The organism is Lactococcus sp. FSL W8-0209 (assembly GCF_038006585.1).
GTDB classification, from domain to species: Bacteria; Bacillota; Bacilli; order Lactobacillales; family Streptococcaceae; genus Lactococcus; species Lactococcus lactis.
The window spans coordinates 219605-245480 of record NZ_JBBOVN010000001.1 but is presented as its reverse complement, the minus strand read 5'-3'; the positions used below and the strand labels follow the sequence as shown (position 1 = coordinate 245480).

21 protein-coding genes are annotated in these 25876 nt (G+C 36.0%); 17 read left to right on the top strand and 4 right to left on the bottom strand.

Annotated features, from left to right (window positions below):
- Positions 1 to 7: 7 nt before the first annotated feature.
- Complete coding sequence (locus tag MKX45_RS01230; RefSeq protein WP_128267910.1) at positions 8 to 2701, bottom strand: cation-translocating P-type ATPase; 2694 nt, start codon at positions 2699 to 2701, stop codon at positions 8 to 10.
- A 128-nt stretch (positions 2702 to 2829) separates the two neighbouring features.
- On the opposite strand from MKX45_RS01230, the gene MKX45_RS01225 reads away from it, so the two are divergent.
- The 5 genes from MKX45_RS01225 to MKX45_RS01205 all read left to right on the top strand — a co-directional run bounded on the left by MKX45_RS01225 (position 2830) and on the right by MKX45_RS01205 (position 7932).
- A complete protein-coding gene (locus tag MKX45_RS01225; protein WP_003131246.1) occupies positions 2830 to 3351 on the top strand; it encodes a DUF536 domain-containing protein in 522 nt (173 codons plus the stop codon).
- Positions 3352 to 3628: 277 nt separating this feature from the next.
- Positions 3629 to 4639 carry a type I glyceraldehyde-3-phosphate dehydrogenase gene (gene gap / locus MKX45_RS01220; RefSeq protein WP_003131244.1) on the top strand — a complete coding sequence of 337 codons (1011 nt, stop codon included), beginning with the start codon at positions 3629 to 3631 and terminating at the stop codon, positions 4637 to 4639.
- Positions 4640 to 4708: 69 nt separating this feature from the next.
- A complete protein-coding gene (locus tag MKX45_RS01215) occupies positions 4709 to 5053 on the top strand; it encodes a zinc ribbon domain-containing protein YjdM (RefSeq protein ID WP_340816724.1) in 345 nt (114 codons plus the stop codon).
- A 132-nt stretch (positions 5054 to 5185) separates the two neighbouring features.
- Positions 5186 to 7186 carry an ATP-dependent DNA helicase RecG gene (gene recG, locus MKX45_RS01210; RefSeq protein WP_445667033.1) on the top strand — a complete coding sequence of 667 codons (2001 nt, stop codon included), beginning with the start codon at positions 5186 to 5188 and terminating at the stop codon, positions 7184 to 7186.
- Entirely contained in the window at positions 7186 to 7932 is a 747-nt protein-coding gene (locus MKX45_RS01205) for a hypothetical protein (protein ID WP_057720772.1), read from the top strand. The genes recG and MKX45_RS01205 overlap by 1 nt, the downstream gene beginning before the upstream one ends.
- 49 nt (positions 7933 to 7981) lie before the next feature.
- Here MKX45_RS01205 and mnmE read toward each other — a convergent pair whose 3' ends face one another.
- On the bottom strand, positions 7982 to 9349 hold the full coding sequence (gene mnmE, locus MKX45_RS01200; protein WP_057720771.1) for a tRNA uridine-5-carboxymethylaminomethyl(34) synthesis GTPase MnmE: 1368 nt from the start codon (positions 9347 to 9349) through the stop codon (positions 7982 to 7984).
- A 211-nt stretch (positions 9350 to 9560) separates the two neighbouring features.
- Between mnmE and MKX45_RS01195 the strand changes: the two genes are divergently transcribed.
- Both MKX45_RS01195 and MKX45_RS01190 read left to right on the top strand, forming a co-directional pair.
- Positions 9561 to 10196 carry a hypothetical protein gene (locus MKX45_RS01195; protein ID WP_003132036.1) on the top strand — a complete coding sequence of 212 codons (636 nt, stop codon included), beginning with the start codon at positions 9561 to 9563 and terminating at the stop codon, positions 10194 to 10196.
- A 116-nt stretch (positions 10197 to 10312) separates the two neighbouring features.
- A complete protein-coding gene (locus tag MKX45_RS01190; protein ID WP_057720781.1) occupies positions 10313 to 11041 on the top strand; it encodes a pseudouridine synthase in 729 nt (242 codons plus the stop codon).
- Positions 11042 to 11119: 78 nt separating this feature from the next.
- Here MKX45_RS01190 and MKX45_RS01185 read toward each other — a convergent pair whose 3' ends face one another.
- Complete coding sequence (locus tag MKX45_RS01185; protein ID WP_015427233.1) at positions 11120 to 11734, bottom strand: TetR/AcrR family transcriptional regulator; 615 nt, start codon at positions 11732 to 11734, stop codon at positions 11120 to 11122.
- 416 nt (positions 11735 to 12150) lie between these two features.
- Between MKX45_RS01185 and MKX45_RS01180 the strand changes: the two genes are divergently transcribed.
- From MKX45_RS01180 to rpiA, 6 genes are all read left to right on the top strand, one after another.
- Positions 12151 to 16452, top strand: a complete 4302-nt coding sequence (locus MKX45_RS01180; RefSeq protein WP_057720780.1) for a 2-hydroxyacyl-CoA dehydratase — start codon at positions 12151 to 12153, stop codon at positions 16450 to 16452.
- Positions 16453 to 16672: 220 nt separating this feature from the next.
- Entirely contained in the window at positions 16673 to 16876 is a 204-nt protein-coding gene (locus tag MKX45_RS01175) for a hypothetical protein (RefSeq protein ID WP_003132029.1), read from the top strand.
- A 19-nt stretch (positions 16877 to 16895) separates the two neighbouring features.
- A complete protein-coding gene (locus tag MKX45_RS01170; protein WP_003132028.1) occupies positions 16896 to 17333 on the top strand; it encodes a universal stress protein in 438 nt (145 codons plus the stop codon).
- Positions 17334 to 17395: 62 nt separating this feature from the next.
- The gene (locus MKX45_RS01165; RefSeq protein WP_340816723.1) at positions 17396 to 18616 is read left to right on the top strand and encodes an MFS transporter; all 1221 of its coding nucleotides are present in this window, start codon (positions 17396 to 17398) and stop codon (positions 18614 to 18616) included.
- Positions 18617 to 18698: 82 nt separating this feature from the next.
- Positions 18699 to 19385 carry a Crp/Fnr family transcriptional regulator gene (locus tag MKX45_RS01160; protein ID WP_057720768.1) on the top strand — a complete coding sequence of 229 codons (687 nt, stop codon included), beginning with the start codon at positions 18699 to 18701 and terminating at the stop codon, positions 19383 to 19385.
- 83 nt (positions 19386 to 19468) lie between these two features.
- Positions 19469 to 20143, top strand: coding sequence for a ribose-5-phosphate isomerase RpiA (gene rpiA / locus MKX45_RS01155; RefSeq protein WP_057720767.1), 675 nt, complete (start codon positions 19469 to 19471; stop codon positions 20141 to 20143).
- Between the two features lie 29 nt (positions 20144 to 20172).
- On the opposite strand, the gene MKX45_RS01150 is transcribed toward rpiA, so the two are convergent.
- Entirely contained in the window at positions 20173 to 20613 is a 441-nt protein-coding gene (locus MKX45_RS01150) for an NUDIX hydrolase (protein ID WP_021466376.1), read from the bottom strand.
- A 292-nt stretch (positions 20614 to 20905) separates the two neighbouring features.
- Between MKX45_RS01150 and mreC the strand changes: the two genes are divergently transcribed.
- The 4 genes from mreC to asnB all read left to right on the top strand — a co-directional run bounded on the left by mreC (position 20906) and on the right by asnB (position 25865).
- Entirely contained in the window at positions 20906 to 21781 is an 876-nt protein-coding gene (gene mreC / locus MKX45_RS01145) for a rod shape-determining protein MreC (protein ID WP_057720766.1), read from the top strand.
- Positions 21782 to 21871: 90 nt separating this feature from the next.
- Complete coding sequence (gene mreD, locus MKX45_RS01140; RefSeq protein WP_015427229.1) at positions 21872 to 22399, top strand: rod shape-determining protein MreD; 528 nt, start codon at positions 21872 to 21874, stop codon at positions 22397 to 22399.
- Between the two features lie 103 nt (positions 22400 to 22502).
- Positions 22503 to 23867, top strand: a complete 1365-nt coding sequence (locus tag MKX45_RS01135) for a CHAP domain-containing protein (protein ID WP_057720765.1) — start codon at positions 22503 to 22505, stop codon at positions 23865 to 23867.
- Between the two features lie 120 nt (positions 23868 to 23987).
- Positions 23988 to 25865 carry an asparagine synthase (glutamine-hydrolyzing) gene (gene asnB / locus MKX45_RS01130; RefSeq protein WP_340816722.1) on the top strand — a complete coding sequence of 626 codons (1878 nt, stop codon included), beginning with the start codon at positions 23988 to 23990 and terminating at the stop codon, positions 25863 to 25865.
- Positions 25866 to 25876: the final 11 nt, after the last annotated feature.

The window sequence follows — 25876 nt, the reverse complement described above, 5'->3', positions numbered from 1 at the left end:
CTTTCTTTTAGCCAATAAATTTTTTCCCTTGTTTATTAAGAATCACTTTCGTAATTTCAATGACAAGGGTTGGGATTAAAGCTAAGATGATAGCTATCAGCCAGTGTGTCATTGATAAAGGAGCAACTTCTAGGATGTTCATCAAAATTGGAACATTTGTAAAGAGAACGGTTATTCCTAGTGATAATAAGGTGGTACCAAAAATCATTTTATTAGTGGTAATTCCTCTTGTGAAGAGAGATTCATTACTTCTAGCATTATAGATATTTATTGTAGAAGCAAGGGTTAATATCACAAAGGCCATTGTTTGTCCGAGTTGATGGTTGGGTGTCAATCCAGCGATTTCAATAAACCTACCGAGATAAAAACCAACTAGAGCAGTAATGATGAATGCAGTGGAACAAATGGCGATACGCCAGCTGACCCCTCTTGAGAAGATACTTTCTTTGACTCCAACAGGTGGTTGTTCCATGATATGACTGTCGGCTTTTTCACGTGAAAGTCCAAATCCGGGAATTCCATCAGCAAGGACATTGATGTAAAGGAGTTGAATTCCTGTAAAAGGCATTCCCCAACCGACAATTGCTCCAATGAGCATTGTTAGAATTTCAGCTACGTTTGCTGAGAGAAGGTAATAAATTGTTTTTTTGATATTGGTGTAAACGCGACGTCCTTCGCGAATGGCAGCGACGATGGTCGCAAAATTGTCGTCAGCAAGAATGATATCAGAAGCGGATTTTGCAACTTCTGTTCCAGCTATTCCCATTGCAGTTCCGACATCGGCAGCTCTTAAGCTGGGTGCGTCATTGACCCCGTCTCCTGTCATGGCGACGATTTGTTCTTTTTCTTGCCAGATTTTTACAATACGAAGTTTGTCTTCAGGACTTACTCGGGCATAGACCGAAATTTGTTCAATCATTTGGCTAAGTTCATCATCTGTCATTGATTTGAGCGTTAAGCCATCAATAACTTTATCTCCGTCACGATAGATGTCAATTTGTTGAGCGATTGCTTTTGCTGTAAGCGCGTGGTCCCCTGTAATCATGATTGGTTTAATACCAGCAGCCCTTGCTTCTTGAACAGCGGCTTTTGATTCTAAGCGTGGAGGGTCAATCATTCCCACGATTCCAAGAAAGGTAAGATTATTTTCTAATTCAGTTAAATCTTCTGGGACTTTATCGATGATTTTGTAAGAAAGAGCAAGAACACGTAGGGCTTGGTCAGCAAAAATATCATGTATTTTTTGGGCTTGACTCAATAAATCATTTGATAAGTGAGTGGAAGTCTCCTCGTTATTTGAAGAAAGGAGCTGTGGATGCTGTGCTTGATGTTGACTGCTTGGTTCAAGTCTATCAAAAGCGCCCTTGGTCAGTACAAGATATTTTTCATTATCTTGCGGATGTGGAATGACAACGGTCATTTTTTTGCGTGAACTATCAAAAGGGAGTTCGGCAAGTCGTTTTGGATTTTTTTCGGGTTCATAGAGGTCATGAGTAATTAAGAAGCGAATGATTGCTGCTTCGGTTGGGTCACCATGGATTTCCCAATCACCGTCAATGAGTTGTGCACTGGCGTTTGAGGCATAAGCAAAATTTTGTATTAAGGAAACTTCAGAGCTTGATAATTGACCTCCTGACCAACTATCTTGTCCAGATAGCCAAAGTTTTTGAATGGTCATCTGATTTTGTGTGAGTGTTCCGGTTTTGTCAGAAGCGATGACTGTTGCGTTTCCAAGGGTTTCAACGGCAGGGACATTTCGGATAATGGCTTTTTTCTGAGCCATATTTTCTACACCGTAAATCAGACTGAGGGTAACAATAACTGGAAGTGTTTCTGGAACGGCAGCTACTCCTAAAACAACGGCGGTCATTAAATTATCAACAAAAGGAACGTTTCCATACAAAAGATTAATGACAAAGATTAATATTCCAGCGGCAAAGGCAATGACTGCTAAGCGTTTGGCAAGTTTATCGATTCTTTTTTGAAGAGGAGTTTTTCCTTTTATTTGTTCGCCAATAAGTGTAGCAATTTGTCCCATTTGTGATTCGGAACCAACTGCGACAACGATTCCTTCGGCTGTTCCGTTAAGGATATTTGTTCCTGAGAAAACCATGTTCAGTTGATCTCCAAGAGGAACTTCGTCAGTAATATCAAGGTCAGCATTCTTGTCAATGGGTTCTGATTCACCTGTCAGTGAAGATTCATCAACTTGCAGGCTATTACTTGTGAGTAAGCGAATATCAGCTCCAACTTGTACACCGGCTGTCAGCTCAATGAGGTCACCGCAGACTAATTCACTTGAAGGAATAGTTTGGCGTTTTCCAGAACGAATAACAGTTGATGTTGGTGAGGAAAGCTCTTTGAGTGCAGCGAGTGCATTTTCCGCCCTATTTTCTTGGAAGATTGAAACGAAAACGTTGATGGCAACGATAAGTAAAACAACAATTGTTTTAGTATAGTTTCCATTACTGATATAAGCCAAATAGGCTGAGAGAACACCAACTAAAATAAGAATGATATTCATGACTTCTAAGAGGTGATGAAGAAGTTTTTGAAAAATATTTGGGCCACTTTGTTCTTCAAGGTTATTATGACCATATTTTATTCGAGAATTTGTGACTTGAGTTGGACTGAGACCAGTTTTACTATTAATATCATAGAATTTTTTTATATTATCAATGGATTCTGTTTTATATTTCATATTTTTTAGCCCTTTCTTTTGGAAATTTACACTATAATATAATTATAATATATTTTTAATAATTCCTAGAACAATATGCAAATAAAATTTTTACAAAAGTCTGTATAATTAGCCGAAAATATGGTATTATGGATGATATGAAAACTAAAACAGTAAGTGAATTGGCAGAGCTTTTTGGAGTGACTCGCCAAGCGATGAATAAACGTGTTAAGTCGCTAGATACTAAATTTGTTGAAAAAAATGAGAAGAATGTAACAGTCGTTAATGCTGAGGGAATTCATGAACTTGAGGGACTATACGGAAAAGTGGTGACTGCCAAGGCAGAGGTTCTGGAAGAAAATGCTGACAAAGGTTCTGAGGTTGCGCTTAAGACAGATGATGCAACATCCGCAGCTTACGAAATGATTAGCGCTTTGATGAAAGATAAAAACGCTGAGATTGAACGTTTAAACAGTCAACTTATCTCAAAAGATCAACAATTAAACGTAAAAGATGCTCAAATTGCTGAAAAAGATGTACAGATTAAAAAACAGCAAGAGTTAATGGAAAAAGCTTTGACAGACCAAAAACAATTTTTTACGGATTTGCAAGAACAGCTAAAAACCACTGACAATAAGGGCTTTTTTGGGCGTTTATTTGGTAAGAAATAAATCATAAATTTGCTGAGCGTTTCATCAGTAAATTTTTTTATTGCTTTTTATAGAGGTGGAAGAAGAAACTATTTTTAAAAGTACGAGCTTTTTTAATGTTAAACGCTTTCAAGAGAAGTGGACTTCTTTTGCTTTTGTAGAGCGCTTTCTAAGGGAGTTTATGTTTGCAAATTTTAAAAAAAGTGTTAAAATAAAAGAGTAAGTTAAATTGTTAACTTAGTCAATTTAAAAGGTAAGCCTTTTATAAAATCTAATCCCTATAAGGAGGAAACTACTAATGGTAGTTAAAGTTGGTATTAACGGTTTCGGTCGTATCGGTCGTCTTGCTTTCCGTCGTATTCAAAATGTTGAAGGTGTTGAAGTTGTTGCAATCAACGACTTGACAGATCCAGCAATGCTTGCTCACTTGCTTAAATACGATACAACTCAAGGTCGTTTTGATGGTAAAGTTGAAGTTAAAGATGGTGGTTTTGAAGTTAACGGTAAATTCGTTAAAGTTACTGCTGAATCTAACCCAGCTAACATCAACTGGGCTGAAGTTGGTGCAGAAATCGTTCTTGAAGCAACTGGTTTCTTCGCAACTAAAGAAAAAGCTGAACAACACTTGCACGCTAACGGTGCTAAAAAAGTTGTTATCACTGCACCTGGTGGATCTGATGTTAAAACAATCGTTTTCAACACTAACCACGAAGTACTTGATGGAACTGAAACAGTAATTTCAGCTGGTTCATGTACAACTAACTGTCTTGCTCCAATGGCTGATACTTTGAACAAACAATTCGGTATCAAAGTTGGTACAATGACTACAGTTCACGGTTACACTGGTGACCAAATGACTCTTGATGGCCCACACCGTGGTGGAGACTTCCGTCGCGCACGTGCTGCAGCTGAAAACATCGTACCTAACTCAACAGGTGCTGCTAAAGCTATCGGTCTTGTATTGCCAGAACTTCAAGGTAAACTTCAAGGACATGCTCAACGTGTACCAGTTCCAACTGGTTCATTGACTGAACTTGTTACTATCCTTAACAAAGAAGTTACAGTTGACGAAATCAACGCAGCTATGAAAGCTGCTTCAAATGAATCATTCGGTTACAACGAAGACCAAATCGTTTCATCTGATATCGTTGGTATCTCAAACTCTTCACTCTTTGATGCTACTCAAACTGAAGTTACTTCAGCTGATGGAGCTCAACTTGTTAAAACTGTATCTTGGTACGATAACGAAATGTCATACACTTCAAACCTTGTTCGTACACTTGCATACTTCGCTAAAATCGCTAAATAATTTTCCGATTTTAACGGTATAAAAACCAGTCTTCGGGCTGGTTTTTTTTGATTTAATAAAGGAGAGAAGATGGGAACACCAAAATGTATTCATTGTTCAAGTGAATATACTTATGAATTATCAGATACGAGCTTTGGCTGTTCTGAATGTGGAAATGAATTTACTCTTGAGGAAATTGAGGCAGCTGGAAAATTTATTGTCCTTGATAGTTTAGGAAATGAGTTAGAAACTGGGGATGACCTTGTTATTGTACAAGATTTGCCAGTTAAGGGAATGCCAAAACCAATTAAGCAGGGAACAAAAGTGAAAAACATTCGCATTAATCCAGAAGGGAAAAATGAACATTTTATTGATTCAAAAATTCCGGGCTTTGGAGCAATTGCTTTGAAGGGTTCAGTTGTTAAGAAAGCATAAAAAATAATCAGAGTAATTTCTGATTATTTTTTTACTGACAGAGCTTTCTGTCAGTAAATTTTTAAATTCTCTGTCAGCAAATTATATTTGATTTTTGAAGCATTTAACCTTATATATTGGTATAATAAAAGTATGAAATTAACAGATTCAGTGCAATTTTTAAAAGGTGTGGGACCGAAATCTGTGGAAAATTTCCATAAGTTAGGAATTTTCACGGTTCAAGATTTATTGCTTTATTTCCCTTTTCGTTATGAAGATTTCGCAAGTCGTTCGGTTTTTGAACTTGTTGACGGAAAAAAAGCAACAATTATTGGAACGGTAGTGACACCAGCTAATGTCCAGTATTACGGATTTAAACGTAATCGACTTTCATTTAAAATTAAAGAAGGTGAGGCCGTGGTTGCTGTCAGCTTTTTTAATCAACCTTATTTGGCTGACAAAGTGGAAGTTGGTAAGGAAATTGCAGTTTACGGAAAATGGGAGCAGGCAAAGCAACAACTGATGGGGATGAAAGTTGTGGCTCAGGTGGACGATGGCTTAGAACCTGTTTATCATTTGACAGCTGGTATGAAACAAAGTCAATTGGTCAAAGTAATTCATCAGGTTTTTGAATCAGACCTTCTATCAGAATTACCTGAGAACTTACCAGAATTTTTGATTAAAAAATATCGTCTGATGAACCGGCAAGAAGCCGTTTTGGCTATGCATTTTCCTGAAGATATGGAAGCTCATAAGCAGGCTTTACGTCGTGTAAAATTTGAAGAATTATTCATGTTTCAGTTGAAATTACAGGCCTTAAAAAATAAAGAAAAGTCGGGCCGAGCAGGATTAGAAGTTGTTTTTGAGCAAGGAGAAATTGATCAGAAGATTTCTGAATTACCTTTTGAACTGACAGGTGCTCAATTAAGCGCTTTGTCAGAGATTCTGACGGATATGAAATCTCCTTATCACATGAATCGACTTTTGCAAGGTGATGTGGGTTCTGGTAAAACAGTTGTTGCTTCCCTTGCCATGTACGCGGCTTGTTTGGCGAATTTTCAAGCAGCAATTATGGTACCAACGGAAATCCTTGCCCGTCAGCATTTTGCAAACTTGAAAGCTCTTTTTCCAGAATTGCAAATTTCACTTTTGGTTTCGGGTTTGAAAGTGGCAGAGCGCCGCGAGATTTTGGCTGATTTAGTTAGTGGTCATACACATATGGTAGTTGGAACTCATGCGCTAATTCAAGAAGGGGTTGATTTTTATAATTTGGGTTTGGTGATTACAGACGAACAACACCGTTTCGGAGTCAATCAACGAAAAATTTTACGAGAAAAAGGGCAAAATCCAGATGTTCTAATGATGACAGCTACACCCATTCCAAGAACGCTTGCGATTACGGCTTTTGGGGATATGGATGTTTCAATTATTGATGAACTACCCAAGGGACGTCAACCCATTACTACAAGGTGGGTCAAACATGAACAATTTTCCGAAGTTTTAAGTTGGATAAAAGCAGAGGTTGCTAAAGATTCACAGGTTTATTTTATTTCACCTTTAATTGAGGAAAGTGAAACGTTGGACCTGAAAAACGCAGAAGCTCTTTTTGCGGAATTAAATGAATACTTTGGATTATTTGCCAAAATTGGTCTTTTACATGGAAAAATGAAAAATGATGAAAAAGACCAAATCATGCAAGAATTTAAGGCTAAAAAATTAGATATTTTGGTTTCAACAACAGTGATTGAAGTGGGAGTTGACGTTCCTAATGCTACCATTATGGTGATTATGGATGCTGACCGCTTTGGACTTTCGCAGCTTCACCAATTGCGTGGTCGTGTTGGTCGGGGAACAAAAAAATCTTATGCCATTTTAGTAGCAAATCCTAAGTCCGATTCAGGAAAACAACGGATGAAAATTATGACAGAAACACAAAATGGTTTTATTTTAGCTGAAGAAGATTTGAAAATGCGTGGTTCTGGAGAGATTTTTGGACTTCGTCAGTCAGGACTTCCAGAATTTATTGCGGCTGATTTAGTCAATGATTATAATATTTTAGAAGTGGCTAGAAAAGAAGCAGTTGAAATTTTTAAAAATGCAGATGAGTTTCCTGATTTGATTGCTCAAGTTAGTGTTGACGGGGGCTTTGATTGATGAGTAAAATGGATAATGAAAAATTAGACCACTTGATTTTAGAAACGTGGACAGATTTTATCGACTTAAAAAATAAAGCTGAGCTGTCAGAAGTTTTGATTCCAAATAGTATGCCACTTTTGTGGTTTGGTGACTTAGCCAAATATGAAAAATCAGACTTAAAAATACTGACGGTCAGTAAAAATGCTTCTTATGCAGAATTTGGTGAAAATCAACGTTATGAAAAATTACTGACAGAATTTTCGTCAGTAAATTTGGAAACTTACAAGTCAAATCTCAATCGGTATTTTGAATACAATCCTAGTCCTTGGTTCAATCAGTTAGCAAAATTTTTACCTGTTTTTGATTCAGCTTATAAAGAATCTGAAAATCAAATTAATCGAGCCTTACACATTGATTTGTTTACCCCAATTGCGACACATCCAGTTTGGCCAGGTTTAGCTAAGAGCCAACAAGAACAATTCAAGATGAAATTTCCGCAACTTTTGCAACTTTTAGAACCAGATATTTTACTGACAAGTCTGTCAGTAAGTAATTTAAAAATTTTACTTAAAAATGCTGGAACTGAAATCGAAGAAATATTTGATAAAGAAGAAATAGGAAAAGCTGCCAAATACGTTCGAGCTTATCGCGTCGATAAAAAATTAATCGTGATTAACGGTCGAAACTTTCAAGGAACTTATTTTGGTGGAATGACTGACCAGTTTGTTAGAAAATGTCTGACAGAAATTAAAGGGATGATTTGATGATTGACCAATTTCTGTCAGTAAAAAAAGAGTTCATTTGAACTCTTTTTTATTTTCCCAAACAAAATTGTGAAAAAAGTTGTGTAATCAATTCATCTGGGGCAGCTTCCCCTGTGATTTCTCCGAGTAATTGCCAACAATGTGTGACATCCACTTGAATTAAATCAACAGGTAAGCCCAGAGCAAGCCCAGAGTTTGCTTCTTTAAGAGCCTTCAAAGCTTCTTCAACAATTGAAATGTGGCGGGCATTAGATAATACCGTTGCATCTTTGGCTTCTATTTCACCGGCAAAGAAAATTTGATTGATTTTTTCTTCAACAGCATTTAAGTTTTCATTTTTAAGAGCTGAAATTCGGATATAATCACCAGAAATTTGAGTGCTATCAATTTTTTCTGGCAGGTCGGTTTTGTTGAGTAGAACAATGCGATTTGAATTTTTAGACAGTTCTAAGAGCTCTAAATCTTTGTCAGTCAATTCATTTGAGGCATCTAAAACGAGTAAAACTAAATCAGCTTCAGCCAAAGCTTTTTTAGAACGTTCAACCCCAATCGCTTCGACTAAATCATCTGTTTCACGAATACCAGCAGTATCCACTAGTTCAAGAGGAACACCGCCAATATTGGCAAATTCAGTAATGACATCGCGCGTTGTTCCAGCAATATCAGTGACAATGGCTTTTTCTTCACGAAGCAATTGATTAAGTAAACTTGATTTTCCAACGTTTGGCCGACCAATAATCGCCGTTTTTAAACCTTCTCTTAAAATTTTTCCGCGTTTAGCTGTTGATAAAAGATTTTCCAAAAGCTGTTCAAAATGAGCCGTTTTTTCAAGGAGCATTTGTGAAGTCATTGTTTCCACATCATCATACTCTGGATAGTCAATATTGACCTCGACTTGTGCCAAACTTTCGAGAATCTCTTGACGAATGTTATTAATCATTTTTGAAAGACTACCGTCAAGTTGTTTTACGGCAATGTTGGCAGCCTTATCTGTTTTAGCTCGAATTAAATCCATCACAGACTCAGCCTGAGCCAAGTCAATTCGTCCATTTAAAAAGGCACGTTTGGTAAATTCGCCAGGTTCAGCGAGTCTTGCGCCATTACGTAAAAGTAATTGCAAAATTTCTTGTGTGACTGCAATTCCACCATGCGTATTTATTTCAACAATATCCTCACGTGTAAATGTTTTAGGCGCACGCATGACTGAAACCATGACTTCGTCAACGAGACGTTCTTCTTCAAAAATATGGCCATAATTAATCGTATGGCTAGCAACTTGAGTTAAATTTTTTCCTTTATAGACAGATTGAGCAATTTTTAGGGCATCTGTCCCTGATAAACGAACAATGGCAATTGCTCCTTCACCAAGCGGTGTGGAAATCGCCGCAATCGTATCAAATTCTTGTGTTAATGTCATAAAGACTATTTTAACGCAAAAAGGCTGAATTTCCTAGCCTATTTAATTTATTTTTTTATAAAAAATAAAAATTTATAATAATTGAGTTTGCACCAATAAAAAGTGATAAAAAAAATAAATTTTGAAGCTGACTAAAAATAGAAACAAAAAATTTTCTATTTTTTCTTCGCATTTTCCCAATTTATGCTCACATCTTGATATAATAGTAGATATGACCTATCAAGTAAAAATTATCTATCCAAAAGAAGAAGCCGCTGAAAATAACAAACTCACTGAGCGTACATTTAATGAGTTTATTGATGGACTCGAATTAGAAGAAGTCATCACGCAATATGAGCAATTACTGACAAAAGGTTATTCAATCTCAGTCAATTTTGCTCCACCTCAACTTGATGACAAGGGAACTGAGCCAGACCCATTTATGATTGCGGGTCGCTTAGAGCTTGCTGGGATTCCTTATAAAGCCACTTTGAAATTAAAAGCAAGTGGTGATTATGAATCAATGGTAAAAATTGCTAAAATGATTGAACAGCAAGATTATGATTATGATATCTCAGCTAAATTGCAAATTCGTGAAAATTCATCAGTTGATTTTGAAAAAGAAGGTTCTTGGTTTGATAAAGATTACACCAAATATACAATTTTACCCAAAGCCAGCAGCCAAGATATTGCCGATTTAAAAACACTTTATGACGCACTTGTTGAAGAACATCAAAAAGTGACCATTAATATCAAAGCAAAAGTCAAAAAAGATGATGATGACAGTTTTGCCAATCAATTGGCAGCATATCCACCAGAAACAATGATTATTTTTAAGCTGACAGATGCAGATATTTATGGAGAATAAGAATGAGAAAAATTACTGACAGAAATTCCGTCAGTAATTTTTTTAATTCTGTCAGTAACTTTTTTTCCATTATTTTACTGACAGACCTGTCAGCAAAATCTGATATAATAAAAGACATGAGACTAGATAAATTTTTAGCAGAAAGTGGCCTCGGAAGCCGTAGTGAAGTCAAAATTCTATTGAAAAAAGGGCGCGTGACGGTTGCTGGGGAAGTTCAGCGAGACGGCAGGTTTCAAGTAGATAAGAATTCTAGACAAGTCGCCTTTGATGGTGAGATTTTAGATTACCAAGAATATTATTATTACTTATTAAATAAACCGCAAGGTCTTGTTTCTGCAACAAAAGATAATCTTTTTAAGACAGTTGTTCAATTATTATCGGAAAAAGATTTTCGTGAGGATATTTTTCCAGTCGGACGTTTAGATAAAAATACTGAGGGACTTTTAATTTTAACGAATGACGGAGCATTGGGACATGATTTAACTCAACCCAAAAAGCATGTTGAAAAAGAATACTTTGCGCGAATTGATGGAAAAGTTACTGACGAAATTGTCAATAAATTTGCTGAGGGCTTGACTCTAAAAAATGGAGAAAAAGCACGACCAGGAGAATTATTCATTGAAAGTATTTACAAAGGGGAGAGTCAATCTGGCTGGATTAGTGAAATTCGTGTGATTATTCATGAAGGAAAATTTCATCAAGTCAAACGGATGTTTGAAGCTGTTGAAATGTACGTTCTCTATCTCAAACGCATTCGGATGGGCAATTTAGCATTGGATTCAGATTTAGCGCTAGGAGCCTATCGTCCTTTAACAACCGAAGAAATAGAAAATTTGAAAAAATAAAAAGTTACTGATAAAAATTCGAAGGTATCCGTAAGTTAAAAAACAACGGCTATCCTAGAAGTTTCATCAGTAACTTTTTTAATTTTCGCGATTAATATTGACCCCAAGGACGGTCAAATGGCCATTAGAAATTAATTTGATAATCAAATGAGCAAAATCTCGAGCAGACATTTGGGTAGAAGTGCTGACCCACCAGTCTAAAGTTCCCACCAAAATCGAGCTGATATAAGAAATTACAAAATCATTGGGAACCACAACATCTTTTTCTCTAACTTCCAGTTTTTCAAATAACTCGGTATAGCGTTCAGATAAAATCTCCAGAAATCGATTTTTTAACCGTTGATCATGCGCTCTGTCAGTAATCATTTGTGCAACCTCTGGTTTGTCCTTAACAAATTCATAAAAGCGACTCAGAACAGTTTCAATTTCTTTGACATGAACATTGTTACCATCGACCAAATTTTGTTCATCTAAAATGCCAGTGAAGCTAGCTAAAAATTGGTCAATCAAACTATCATATAAATCTTGTTTGTCAGCATAATGAGCATAAAAAGTTGCCCGATTAATCATGGCTGAATCGGCAATTTCTTGAATTGAAATCTTTTCAAATTTTTTCTTGCGTAACAAACCAAAAAAAGCCTGACTAATCAATTTTCTTGTTCGTTTCACACGTAAATCATCTGATTTAACCATAAAAAACCATCTTTCCAGTTTCAAAAAGACCCAGTCCCAATAGACTGTTTTGTCTAATTTTTCACATTGTACTATTTAACTCCATTATAATCAAAAAATAGATTAAAGTCATTAAAGAATTTAGTCAAAAGATTTTGTCATTCGATGTCAAAGTCTTTTAACATAATCAACAGCTTGTTTTGAATTGTCGTTTATGTGACAACCACGCCCTTTTTGCTGGTTGCTTTTCTTATGACAAATGATAAAATGAACATATAATAAGATAAGCAACAGACCGTCTAAATTACTTTTTATCAAAATTCTGCGTCCAAAAGATAAGTTAGATTTCAAATTTAACTTGCCGAAAAAATATTAAGAGCTTAGCGGACTTGTTCAAGTGATATTTCTCACATAACTAGGAGACCATCTTGACACAAATTTATAAAACAGGGATTGACGTTGGATCAACCACAGTAAAACTCGTCGTTTTTGACGAAAATTTTAAGCTCATTTTCTCACGCTATGAGCGCCATTTTTCAGATGTGAAAGCAGCAACCATCAAAGTATTCAAAGATTTTATAGAAGAACATGGAGATTTAAATCTAGAACTAGCCATTACCGGCTCAGGAGGAATGGGACTTGCAGAAGTCATTGATGTTCCTTTTGTTCAAGAAGTTATCGCTTCATCAATTACCATTGAAAAATTCATTCCCCAAACAGACGTGATGATTGAGCTTGGTGGTGAAGATGCCAAGATGACCTTTTTTGATAACGGGACTCAAGAATTACGTATGAACGGAACATGTGCCGGTGGGACAGGTGCTTTCATTGACCAAATGGCAGCCCTTTTGAAAGTTGATGCCAATGGTGTCAATGAGTTAGCTAAAAACTACGAAAAACTCTATCCGATAGCATCACGCTGTGGCGTTTTTGCCAAGACCGACGTTCAACCGCTGTTAAATGAAGGAGTGCGTCGTGAAGATATTGCTGCTAGTATTTTTCAAGCCGTTGTCAATCAAACCATTGCAGGTTTAGCAAGTGGGCGAAAAATCAAAGGAAATGTAGCCTTTCTAGGCGGTCCGCTTTTCTTTATGAGTGAATTACGCAAACGTTTCATCGAAACCTTGGATTTAAAAGAAGAAAATATTATCTTCCCAGAAAATCCACAACTTTTTGTGGCAATGGGAGCTGCGCTCTATGAAGAAACAAGTCAGAAAACAGCAACTGATTTAATTCATAGTTTAGAAAATGATGATTCAGACAGCTTAATTCCACAAGATACAATGGATAAACTTTTTGAAAATCAAGCAGAACTTGATGAATTTCGGACGCGTCATGCCAAAGCAACAGCTAACTATAAGAGCCTGTCTGAACATCATGGAGCTGCCTTCTTAGGAATTGATGCCGGCTCAACCACAACAAAAGTTGTTCTTATTGATGATGAAGGAAATATTCTTTATGACCATTATGGTTCTAACAATGGAGAACCGCTTGAATCTGTCATTAATATTTTAAAAGATGTCTATGCTAAACTTCCGGCGGACGTCTATATTGCAAAATCAACAGTAACTGGTTATGGAGAACACCTGATTAAAGCAGGACTTCATGTTGATTATGGTGAAGTTGAAACAATGGCCCATTATAAGGCCGCTGATTATTTCAATCCAGGAGTAGATTTCATTCTTGATATTGGTGGACAAGATATGAAAGCTATGCGAATTCGTGATGGTGCTCTATCAAGTATTCAACTTAATGAAGCTTGTTCATCAGGTTGCGGTTCATTCATTGAAACCTTTGCCCATTCACTAAAACATGATGTTCGTGAATTTTCACAAAAAGCACTTTTGGCTGAGCATCCAGTTAACTTGGGTTCTCGTTGTACCGTCTTCATGAACTCAAAAGTAAAACAAGTTCAAAAAGAAGGAGCGACTGTCGGAGATATATCCGCAGGCCTTTCATACAGTGTCATTAAAAATGCCCTCTATAAAGTTATAAAAGTAAAACGTCCAGAAGAACTTGGTAAGAAAATCGTTGTTCAAGGGGGAACATTTTACAATGAAGCCGTTCTACGTGCTTTTGAAAAAATTTCTGAGCGCGAAGTGGTTCGTCCAAGTATCGCTGGACTAATGGGAGCTTATGGTTGTGCTTTGATTTCCCTAGATAACCAAGAAGCAAATAAAGAATCAGAAATTCTAAAACTTGATGAATTAGAAAAATTCACAACTCATAAAGAATTTATGGTCTGTGGTCTTTGCGAAAATAACTGTAAAATGACCCTAACGGTCTTTAATGATGGGAATAAGTTTGTAACTGGGAACCGTTGCGAACGTGGTGCCGAAAAAGCTACAAAAGTTAAAGTCGCTAAAAAAGATAAAAAAGTTAACTTAGTTGATTACAAGTATAAAAAACTTTTCCGTTACCATAGCTTAAGCAAGAAAAAACAAACCAGAGGAGAAATTGGGATACCACGTGTACTCAATATGTATGAAAACTATCCGCTTTGGCACACGATGCTGACAGACCTTGGATTCCGTGTTGTTTTAAGCCCTCGCTCTGATAAAGAACTCTTTGAAGAAGGAATTGAAACCATTCCTTCAGATACGGTATGCTATCCAGCCAAAATGAGTCATGGACATATTATGGCTTTGATTAAGCAGGGCGTTCCAAATATCTTCTATCCATCTGTCCTTTTTGAACAAGAAGAACAAAAAAATGCTCAAAACCATTTTAACTGTCCGATTGTGCAATCTTACCCTGAAGTTCTTAAAAATAATATCGATGAAATTCGTGAAGGGCAAGTTAATTATCTTCATCCTTTCATTAATCTAGCCAATCCGGAAGGAGTAGCTGTTAATGTTCATAAGGCTTTAACCGCCCAAGGGATTTCTGTCAATCTTACGGAAGTACAAGCTGCTGTCCAACATGGCTTTGAAGAAATGGATAAATTTAAAGAAGATTTGCGTCTTAAAGCTGAAGAGTTGCTCATGCAAATTAATTTAAATAATGAAAAAGCCATTGTTCTCGCTGGACGTCCTTATCATTTGGACCCAGAAATCAATCATGGAATTGCTGACATCATCACTCAAGAAGATTTCCACGTTTTGTCTGAGGATTCTATTAGTCATTTAGCCGAAGTTTCTGGTCTGCGTGTGGTTAATCAATGGGTTTACCATAGCCGCCTTTATGCAGCTGCAAATGTTGTTTGTAAAAATAAAAATCTAGAACTTGTTCAACTTAATTCCTTTGGTTGTGGTCTTGATGCCGTAACGACAGACCAAGTAGAAGAAATCATGCGTGGACACAATAAGCTTTATACCGTCTTGAAAATTGACGAAGGATCAAACATGGGAGCTGTTCGGATTCGTTTACGTAGTCTGAAAGCAGCAGTTTCAGAGCGCGTGCGTCATAATATTGAAGCAAGCACCGAAGTTCACGAATTAGTACAAGAAACACCAGCTTTCACAAAAGAAATGGCTAAAAAACACACTCTTCTTTTACCAATGTTGTCACCAATTCACCAAGAAGGGCTATTAGATACAGCTTTTGCCGCTGCGGGATATAATGTCGTTTCTCTACCAGAAAGCAATACTTCTGTCAATAATGGGTTGAAATTTGTTAATAATGACTCATGTTATCCAGCGATTATTACAATAGGTCAGCTCATTGAAGCTCTTCAGTCAGGAGAATATGACCTTGATAATACTTCGGTCATGATGACTCAAACAGGTGGGGGATGTCGCGCAACAAACTATATTCCTTTATTGCGTAAAGCCCTAATTGATGCAGGTTTCCCACAAGTACCTGTTGTTTCCCTATCAATGGGTAATCAAGGAACAGAAAAAGGATTTAAATTCACAGTTCCACTTTTAACACGCTTTATGATTGCAGTTCTTTATGGAGATTTATTTGAAAGAGTCGTTTATCGCACTCGACCATATGAAGCCATTGAAGGTTCTGTCAATGAATTACATGCGAAATGGTTAGAAAAAGCTCGGAAAAATGTAGAATCTGGATCAATTTTTGAATTTAATCGTAACATGAAAAAAATTGTTGCTGAATTTGACCAAATTGAACTTTTGGATATTCAAAAACCACGAGTGGGTGTTGTCGGTGAAATTTTGGTTAAATATAGTAAAACAGCAAATGATGATATTGTGTCAATAATTGAAGAAGAGGGCGGCGAAGCAGTTGTTCTTGATTTAATTGGCTTCATGAACTATAGCTTGTACAATCAAATCTGGAAAGCAGATGAGATTGGCTTTAGTAAGAAAAATAAACTCATGGCTAAAACTTTCATTGGTATTATTAATATGTTAGAAAAACCAATGAATAAAGCCTTGAAAGCCTCAAAACGCTTTGACTCCATTGAATCAATATACGATATTGCAGCATCAACTGAAGAAGTGATTTCAATTGGGAATCATACTGGTGAGGGTTGGTTCCTCACTGGCGAAATGATTGAACTCTTGCAAAAAGGGGTGAACAATATCATTTGTCTTCAACCATTTGGTTGTCTTCCTAACCATATCGTTGGTAAAGGAATGATGAAAGAACTTCGTCGTCAGTACCCAGGAGCCAATCTCGCTCCCATTGATTATGACCCAGGAGTTTCTGCGGTCAATCAATTGAATCGGATTCGTTTAATGATGACCACGGCTAAAAAGAGAATGAACACTACTTCCAATTCAGTCGAAGAATCAGAAAGAGAGTCAGAAATGGAAACTGCTCAAGCTTATTAAAGAATAAAGATTAAATACTGACAAATCTGTCAGTATTTTTTTATATAAAGAGTAACAAATGTTATCAATGATAGATATCAATGCTTGATATCAAAAATTGTGGTCGCGCTTCGTATCGCTTTTGTTTAAAATAATTGAGTAACTTAAAAACATTTGAGAACAACAAGATTCCCGTTTCTCAAAAATAGAAATTATTGTTAATTAAGAAAGGAATTTCGAAATGAAATTTGAATTTAAAGGACTTTCTTCATATGAAGAAAATTCAACACCAAACTATGTAGGCGATACTAAAGTACGCAGTGTCATTCAAGACTTCGTTAACATGGATGAAGCAATTGAATTTGTTTCAAATCACCACGGTTTTATAAAAACTGAAGATGGAAAATTTGCTTTTGAAGTAAGAAATATCTCAGCTATCGGTTAATTAGATAAGGACAGTTAGCATGGAACAAAAATATTCAAGAATTTTAGTTGGTATGGATGGTTCAGCAGAATCACTTAAAGCGTTTGATGAAGCAGTTAGAGTTGCTAAGCGCAATGACGCTGAGCTCATCTTAGCCAACGTTATTGAAAAACGTTCATTTCTTGCCGTGAATACTTACGACACAATTGCCGAAGAACAGCATGAAAATGGAACAAAACTTTTATTGCAACAATTTGCTAAGGAAGCATTGGATGAAGGACTAACAAATGTTAGAACACTTTTGGAATATGGCTCACCTAAAGTAGCAATGGCAACAAAAATTCCTAAGCAAGAAAATGTTGATTTGATTGTAATTGGCGCAACAGGGATTAGTTATATAGAGCGTGTAGTTGTTGGTTCAGTTGCATCTTATATTGTTAATCATGCCACATGCAATACACTCATCGTTAGAAAATAATAGTCTTACTTAGTCACTCATAAAAAGAGCAGAGACTCTTTTACTTAGAAATGGAAAAAATCATGAAAAAAGAAAGTATTTTTACTCCTACTTTCGTTATTAACACGCTTATTAGTTTTTTATTTTATATTGTTTTTTATGTCTTAACCTCCTCAATAGGGACTTATGCGCTTCAACAACTTCATCAATCAACAGTTGTTAGTCTTTCTTTATCAAGCGTTTTTGTTATTGGAGCCCTTATTGGTCGAGTTTGGACGGGGATTAATATCACACGTATCGGAATGAAGCGATTGCTCTATATTGGTGGACTTATTTTTCTTGTTTTAACTTTTGGTTATTATTTGACAACTAATATTCCCTTACTCTTTTTGATTCGAGTGATTCAAGGAGCAGGTTTTGGGATTGGTGCAACAGCCTCAGGGACAATTGCAGGACATGTTGTCCCTGCTTCACGTCGTGGTGAAGGGATTGGTTACTACGCTTTATCTGTTACCTTGGCAGCTGCAGTTGGTCCTGCCCTTTCAATCATGATTTACTCTTCACTTGGTTTTGGTTCTTTACTTGGAATTGCTCTTGGTTTGTTGGTTATTACCTTCATATTAATTTTCTTTGTTCGTGTCAAAGAATTTTCTGCAGAAGAGCGTGCCTATGCCCTGGCGCATGAGCCTAAAGGTGTCGAACGATATATTGAAAAATCGGCCCTCCCTATTTCAATTATTGCCTTTTTAGCCGGATTTATTGACTCAGCTATTTTAACAGGAATGGGTTCATTTTCAACAGATCTTAAAATTCCACTTGCGGGATCATTGTTCTTCACGATGTATGCCGTATTAATCTTTGTTTCACGTCCATTCACAGGTCGTTTATTCGATACTAAAGGGGATAACTGGATTTTCAATCCAACATTTATTTTCTTTGCAGTGGCAATGCTTCTTGTTGGCTTAGCCGGTTTCTTCAGTCCAGCTATTGGCTTTGTTATCTTATTAATTGCTGGTGGAGCCTTCGGTCTTGGTTACGGTGGTGTTGCACCATTTGGTCAAGCAATTGCTATTCGTGATTCAAGTAAAGATCGTATCGGTGTTGCAACTTCTACCTTCTTTGGATTTTTAGATTTAGGTGTTGGTGGAGGACCTATTGTTCTTGGAGCAATTATTCCAATGCTTGGAAATGGTATGCTTGGTTTCAGAAATTTGTATCTGTACAGTGCTCCCGCAGTTGTAATTGTTTGGATTATATACTATCTCATTCATGGTAAACATCAAAAATCAAGTTCTAAAGTTTGATTTTAATGATTTACATAAAAAATGATATAATAAAATGGCTACAGCCTTATATAGGCGAATAAATGAACAAATTAGCGAGTAGATGAGTTTTAACAAGATGGAAGAAATGGCAAACGTAAACATTGAATATCTAATCAATACACTAGAGCAAAAAAAAGTCAGTGTCGTAACACGTAAAAAGCATAGCTATATTATGTATCAAGGAATTGAGTCAGAATATATCTATGTCCTTAAAGATGGTGTAGCGAAGATTAGCAATATTTTAAGAGATGGTCGTGAATTTAATATCGCGTATGTTGCGCAGCCAGATTTTGTTTCTTTATTGGAAGAAAAACGAAATGATGGAATCTCAGCATTATTTAATGTCAGAGTAGAATCTCCAACGGCTAATTTTTATAAAATTTCGCGGAGCGATTTTTGGGATTGGGTACGCGAAGATTTAAATTTATTTAGAGTTGTTGATGATTTTTATAAAAGAAGATTGGCACTTAATTTAGAAATTCTTCAAAAAATGACAATTAATGGTAAAAAAGGAGCAGTTTGTGCTTGTCTCCATAGTTTAATTGATGATTTTGGCATTCGTAAGAAAGATGGAATTTTGATTGATTTCACAGTTACTAATGAGGATATTGCAGGCTTCTGTGGTATTTCTACAAGAAACAGTGTCAATCGTATTCTCCACGATTTAAAGGATGAGAAAGTAATTGATGTGATTGATAATAAGATCATGATTTATAATCCTCAATATTTGGAAGAATATATTAGTTAATATAAACAGATAAAAAAGCTACTTTAGGTAGCTTTTTTGTTATAATTAGGTCAGCATGATATCAAAGTATTCAAGGAGGTAAAATGGATAATTTAAAAAAACAAGTCGGCATAAAAGCTGCTGAATTTGTTAAATCGGGAATGGTCGTTGGTTTAGGAACTGGGTCAACAGCAGCCTATTTTGTCGAAGAATTGGGTCGAAGAATTGCCGAAGAACAATTGGAAATTACGGGTGTAACAACGTCCAATGTAACAAGTAGCCAAGCCAGAGCTCTTGGAATTCCTTTAGCCTCTATTGACGAAGTAGATTATGTTGATTTAACAGTTGATGGCGCAGATGAAATTGATTCTTCACTAAATGGTATTAAAGGTGGTGGAGCAGCACTTCTAATGGAAAAAATTGTTGCAACCTATTCAAAAGACTATATTTGGATTGTTGATGAAAGTAAATTATCAGAAAATCTAGGCTCCTTTAAAATTCCTGTAGAAGTTATTCCTTATGGCTCACAACAAGTTTTTAAAAAATTTGAAGCGGCTGGCTATGCTCCAACTTGGCGTCTAAATGAGGAAAACGAGAGATTGTTAACGGATATGCATCACTTTATTATTGACCTTCATATCTCTCAAATTAAAGAACCAGAAAAACTTGCTGAAGAACTTGATTTAATGGTTGGAGTTGTTGAACACGGCCTCTTTAATAATATGGTTAAAAAAGTGATTGTTGCTGGCAACGGAGGTGTAAGAATAATAAATAAGTAAATAAAAAAATCGTCTGATTGACGATTTTTTTATTTCTTTAACCACTCTTGAACTCCCCATTTGTGAGAGCCGCGTTTGAGTTTACTAATAGCTGTTTCTGGGTCAAACCAGCTAATATGATTAAAATCCTCGAGAGGTTTGGAATCAAAGCGGACATTCTTAGTATTATAAATATAGGCGGGATTATAAAAATATTTATCACGATGCGAACTATAAAAATATTCATCTGCTTGCCCTAAAAATTCTCCAATTTCAGCGGTAGCTCCTAACTCTTCCATGAGTTCACGATGAAGTGCTTTTTCTTGATTTTCACCCGCTTCAATTTCTCCACCAGGAAGAAAATAAGCTCCATTGGGTGCCTGGACGAGACAAATTTCTTTATTCTCTCTTGCGACAATCGAATAGACACCATATCTTGCCTGATAATTTTTCTCTTCATTTTTTTCACCGAAAACTGGAATATGATTCATAAAAAATTCTCCCCAATACTGATTATTATGATAAACATAACTATTTTAAAATAGTTAAAAACCGCTTACAGAAATTTATTACTACTATTCTATCAAAATTCTGTCAAATTTGATAAAATAAGGTACGAGTAAGAAGAACTTATACGACTATCGGATTGAAAGTGAAGATTAGTTCAAAGAGATAAACGATATAAGAATTGCTTTTGCTTATGCAAAGGGCTATGTGAAATCACAGAGCTTTCAAATTTAATTTAGAGAGTTTGAAACATATTACCGAAGGGAACATAGAATAGTGAAAAAAATTAACTTAAGTAAGCTTATTATTATTGCACTCATTATCATTATTGCAGCGATGTCAGCAATTTTTATCTCTGCCAAAAATTTTAAGTCTAACCGTAATCCGTCAGCAATGACTCAAACCATTAATGATGGGACAAGTTTTGTTGACAGAGTACTTGTGGCACCTATCCACTTTGTTCAAGACAAGGCTAATGAATTGTCGAATCTGATGGATACCTACCAACAAAACCAAAGTTTAAAAATACAATTGGCAAAGTCAAAAGATGATGATAATAAATTAAGCGGCCTTGAGTCAGAAAATAAAGAGTTGAAAAAAGCTTTGAAACTCCAAGAAACTTTAACTGATTATCAAACGGTTGCTGCAAATGTGATTACTCGTGAGCCTTCCTCATGGAATGATACACTAGTGATTGATAGCGGTAGTAAGGATGGCTTGACAACAGGCATGATTGTTATGGCAAATGGTGGCGTTGTTGGTCGAGTAACTCAAGTGAATAAAAATAGTTCAAAAGTTGCACTTTTGAGTTCTTCTAAAGGAATTGATAATAAAATTCCTGTAAGAATTGAAAGTGACGGCTCACCTATTTATGGCATTTTGAGCAGCTATGATTCCCAACAAGAGGCTTATGTAGTCAAAAATATCGATTCACAAGGGAAATTTAAAAATGGAGATTCCGTCTTTACTAGTGGTCTTGGAACGAATTCTGGTAGTCAAGGTGGAACACCAAGTGGTTTACTTATAGGAAAGGTTATCGGTGAAAAGCAAGATAGTGATGGCCTTGGTAAAATGGTTTATATCAAACCAGAAACAAATCTCTATGATATCAGATTCGTCTTTGTGGTCAAAAGCAAAATTGACGGTCAGTAGTTTTTGCTAAATAAGTATTAATTATTATTATACTTATAGAAAATAAAGCATTAATTTGTTAAAACCAACTAGAATATAAGGAATTAAGTAGTGAGTCGATTTACATTTCAATTTTTTAGTCCAATTATTCTTTTTTTACTAATGATTTTGGACGGTCAAATTACCCATATATTAACAGGGTTTAGCAGCGGGACATGGGTACCAGTGAGTCATTTATTTTTGATATTTCTGATGTACAGTGTCACTCAGCATAGACCAAGCTATATTATCATCTTAGCGGCAGTTTTGGGGGCAATATATGATAGTTATTACCTAGGGATTTATGGAATTGCGACCTTATTGTTCCCACTTATTGCTCTTTTTATATATAATATACAGATAACCATATTTACTAATCGCTGGACACGGTTATTTACAACAATCATTATTGTGACGGCTTTTGAAGTTTTTAGTGCAATCATTATGGCAGCTTTTGGATTTGCACATTTAAACTTTATTAATTTTGTTGTTTACCAGTTAGCGCCTACACTTTTGCTTAATATTATCTTAGCTGTAGCCTTGCAATTTCCTTTAGAAATCTTCTACAGATTAAAGAAAAGTCACGGAAGATACAATTAGAAAGCGTTTTGTAACCATAAAGAAATATTTTGGGTGGGTAGGAATAGTATAATATGTTTATTCAACCGAACTTAATGGGAGGAAAAATTAAAAAATTACAGTTATGAAAAAAAAGATTATCTCAGCTATTTTAATGTCTACAGTGGTACTCTCTGCTGCAGCACCGTTGTCAGGGGTCTACGCTGACACAAATTCAGATATTGCTAAACAAGATGCGACAATTTCAAGTGCGCAGTCTGCAAAGGCTCAAGCCCAAGCACAAGTTGATAGCTTACAATCAAAAGTTGATAGCTTACAACAAAAACAAGCAAGCACAAAAGCTCAAATTGCTAAAATCGAAAGTGAAGCAAAAGCGCTTAACGCACAAATTGCAACATTGAATGAAAGTATCGCAGAACGTACAAAGACATTGGAAGCTCAAGCACGTAGTGCTCAAGTTAACAGCTCAGCAACAAATTATATGGATGCTGTTGTTAATTCAAAATCTTTGACAGATGTTATTCAAAAAGTAACAGCGATTGCTACAGTTTCTAGTGCCAACAAACAAATGTTGGAACAACAAGAAAAAGAGCAAAAAGAACTTAGTCAAAAGTCAGAAACTGTTAAAAAGAACTATAACCAGTTCGTTTCTCTTTCACAAAGTTTAGATTCTCAAGCTCAAGAGTTGACTTCACAACAAGCTGAACTTAAAGTTGCTACTTTGAATTATCAAGCAACAATTGCTACTGCGCAAGATAAAAAACAATCTTTATTAGATGAAAAAGCAGCCGCAGAAAAAGCAGCCCAAGAAGCAGCCAAAAAACAAGCAGCTTATGAAGCACAACAAAAAGAGGCCGCTAAGGCTCAAGCAGCTTCTACAGCAGCAACAACTAAAGCGGTAGAAGAAGCAACTTCAACTGTTTCATCTAGTCAAGCTTCACAATCAAGTTCATCAAGTTCAAACACAAGTAGCAATAATACATCATCAAATTCAAGCAGCTCAAGTAGCAATTCATCAAGCTCTAATAGCTCATCAAGCTCTAATAGCTCATCAAGTTCAAGTAGCTCTAATGGTGGTGGAAGTACAAATACTGGTAATTCTGGTGGTTCAAGTTCATCAGGTATTAATAGCACACCAATCGGTAATCCTTATGCTGGTGGTGGATGTACTGACTACGTATGGCAACACTTTGCTGCACAAGGAATCTACATCAGAAACATCATGCCTGGTAATGGTGGTCAATGGGCATCTAATGGCCCTGCACAAGGTGTTCTCCATGTAGTAGGTGCGGCTCCTGGTGTTATTGCTTCTGGATTCTCAACTGATTTTGTTGGATATGCAGGTTCGCCTTATGGTCACGTTGCTATTGTAACAGCGGTAAATTCCGATGGTACAATTGACGTTGTTGAAGGTGGAAGTGGCTTTGGATGGGGTCATACACGCTCACACGTGAGTGCAGCTGGTGTAACATTCTTAATGCCAAACTAATTCAAAAATTTTAAAGATATAAATAGTGATTTGATAGTGGGGAATTATTTTCCTTCTGTCAAATCATTTTTTATTATTGTGGTATAATAATAAGGAAAAATGATAAGGGGATAGATACAAATGTGTGGAATTGTCGGCTTTATTGACCGGATGAATCAAAATGATAAATCAAAAACTTTAGAAGAAATGATGAATACTATTGTTCACCGTGGTCCAAGTAGTTCAGGTGAATTTATTGATGAGGGTGCCGCAATTGGTTTTCGTCGTTTGAGTATTATTGACCTTGAAGGTGGAGACCAACCCATTTTCAATGAAGATAAAACTAAATTGATTACTTTTAATGGTGAAATTTATAACTTCCGCGAATTACGTGAGGACCTTATCTCTAAAGGTCATGATTTTACAACTCATGCTGATACAGAAGTTCTTTTGCATGGTTATGAAGAATATGGTGTAGAACTTCTTCAAAAGCTTCGTGGAATGTTCGCTTTTGTTATTTGGGATAGAGAAAAACAAGAATTGTTTGGTGCTCGGGATCATTTTGGTATCAAACCACTTTACTATACTCAAATGGGTGGAACTTTCATGTATGGTTCAGAAATTAAAAGTTTTTTGAAACATCCAAACTTCAAAAAAGAATTAAATAAAGAAGCTTTAAAACCTTACATGACTTTCCAATACTCTGCTCTTGATGAAACTTTTTTTAAAAATGTTTTTCGTATCAAAGAAGGTCATTACTTTACTTACAAAGATGGGGTCTTGGATATCAAACCTTATTGGGATATGAAAGTTGATGAAAAAGATATGAGCTTGGAAGAATCAATTGATTTGATTGACAAGACTGTTTTGGGTTCTGTTGACGCTCATAAATTTGCTGACGTAGAAGTTGGAGCTTTTGTATCAAGTGGTGTCGATTCTAGTTATGTTGCTTCAACGCTTCGTCCGGAACATACTTATTCTATTGGTTTTGGTCAAGGAACTTTCAATGAATCTAAACAAGCCAAACAATTGACTGATATGATTGGTTTGAACAATACTTCTCGTGAAATCCATGGAGATGAAGCGTTCAAGTATTTCCCACAAATTCAATATTATTTGGATGAACCAGATTCAAATCCTTCTTGTGTGCCACTCTTTTTCCTCGCAGAATTAGCAGCACGTGATGTACGTGTTGTAATGAGCGGTGAAGGTGCAGATGAGCTTTTTGCTGGTTATGAGTCTTATGGATTTAGTACAAATTCTCGTGCGGTTCGTGTTTTCGCAGAAGGTTTGAAGAAATTACCAAAATCTTTACGTTTCTCAATTGCTCGTGGTATTGAAAATAAACATTTCAAAGGTCAAAAACATCTTTATGAATCACTTGCGCCTGCTGAAGATTTCTTTATCGGTCAAGCGAAAGTATTTGATGAGTCTGAATCAGTAGAGCTTTTGAAAGAAGAATTTAAAGCAGCTCCAACTGTTAAAGATATTGTTGGAAAAACTTACAAAAAGGCCCCAGAAGGTTCTGAGCTTCGTAAAATGCAATATCTTGATATGCACCAATGGATGCCAGGAGATATCCTGCTTAAAGCTGATAAAATGGCAATGGCACACTCACTTGAATTGCGTGTTCCACTACTTGATATTGAATTGATGCATACAGCGGAACAAATTCCTACAAAATATCTTTTGAATGAACATAATACAAAGTATGCTTTCCGCCAAGCAGCTCGTCGTCATTTACCAGAAGAATGGTCAAATCGTAAAAAATTAGGCTTCCCAGTGCCAATTAAAGACTGGTTGCGAGAAGAAAAATATTATAAAGTTATTCGTCAATTATTTGAACAAGATTTTGTTGCTGAATTCTTCGATCAAGAAAAACTTTTGAAGATGTTGGATGATAACTTTGCAGATAAAAATGATGCACGTCGCAAACTCTGGACAATTTATTCATTCTTGACTTGGTATGATGTTTACTTCATCAATAATGGTGAAAAACCTGCTGTGGTTAATTTTTAAGGGAGGTTTTT

Bases quoted from the DNA above. Each gene is read 5' to 3' on its own strand.
- MKX45_RS01190 (WP_057720781.1), top strand. From the start codon at position 10,313: ATGAGACTAGATAAATTTTTAGCAGAAAGTGGCCTCGGAAGCCGTAGT.
- MKX45_RS01135 (WP_057720765.1), top strand. From the start codon at position 22,503: ATGAAAAAAAAGATTATCTCAGCTATTTTAATGTCTACAGTGGTACTC.
- MKX45_RS01150 (WP_021466376.1), bottom strand. From the start codon at position 20,613: ATGAATCATATTCCAGTTTTCGGTGAAAAAAATGAAGAGAAAAATTAT.
- recG (WP_445667033.1), top strand. From the start codon at position 5,186: ATGAAATTAACAGATTCAGTGCAATTTTTAAAAGGTGTGGGACCGAAA.
- MKX45_RS01215 (WP_340816724.1), top strand. From the start codon at position 4,709: ATGGGAACACCAAAATGTATTCATTGTTCAAGTGAATATACTTATGAA.
- MKX45_RS01170 (WP_003132028.1), top strand. From the start codon at position 16,896: ATGGAACAAAAATATTCAAGAATTTTAGTTGGTATGGATGGTTCAGCA.
- MKX45_RS01175 (WP_003132029.1), top strand. From the start codon at position 16,673: ATGAAATTTGAATTTAAAGGACTTTCTTCATATGAAGAAAATTCAACA.
- MKX45_RS01185 (WP_015427233.1), bottom strand. From the start codon at position 11,734: ATGGTTAAATCAGATGATTTACGTGTGAAACGAACAAGAAAATTGATT.
- MKX45_RS01230 (WP_128267910.1), bottom strand. From the start codon at position 2,701: ATGAAATATAAAACAGAATCCATTGATAATATAAAAAAATTCTATGAT.
- asnB (WP_340816722.1), top strand. From the start codon at position 23,988: ATGTGTGGAATTGTCGGCTTTATTGACCGGATGAATCAAAATGATAAA.
- MKX45_RS01225 (WP_003131246.1), top strand. From the start codon at position 2,830: ATGGATGATATGAAAACTAAAACAGTAAGTGAATTGGCAGAGCTTTTT.
- MKX45_RS01195 (WP_003132036.1), top strand. From the start codon at position 9,561: ATGACCTATCAAGTAAAAATTATCTATCCAAAAGAAGAAGCCGCTGAA.
- MKX45_RS01160 (WP_057720768.1), top strand. From the start codon at position 18,699: ATGAGTTTTAACAAGATGGAAGAAATGGCAAACGTAAACATTGAATAT.
- MKX45_RS01205 (WP_057720772.1), top strand. From the start codon at position 7,186: ATGAGTAAAATGGATAATGAAAAATTAGACCACTTGATTTTAGAAACG.
- gap (WP_003131244.1), top strand. From the start codon at position 3,629: ATGGTAGTTAAAGTTGGTATTAACGGTTTCGGTCGTATCGGTCGTCTT.
- MKX45_RS01165 (WP_340816723.1), top strand. From the start codon at position 17,396: ATGAAAAAAGAAAGTATTTTTACTCCTACTTTCGTTATTAACACGCTT.
- mnmE (WP_057720771.1), bottom strand. From the start codon at position 9,349: ATGACATTAACACAAGAATTTGATACGATTGCGGCGATTTCCACACCG.
- rpiA (WP_057720767.1), top strand. From the start codon at position 19,469: ATGGATAATTTAAAAAAACAAGTCGGCATAAAAGCTGCTGAATTTGTT.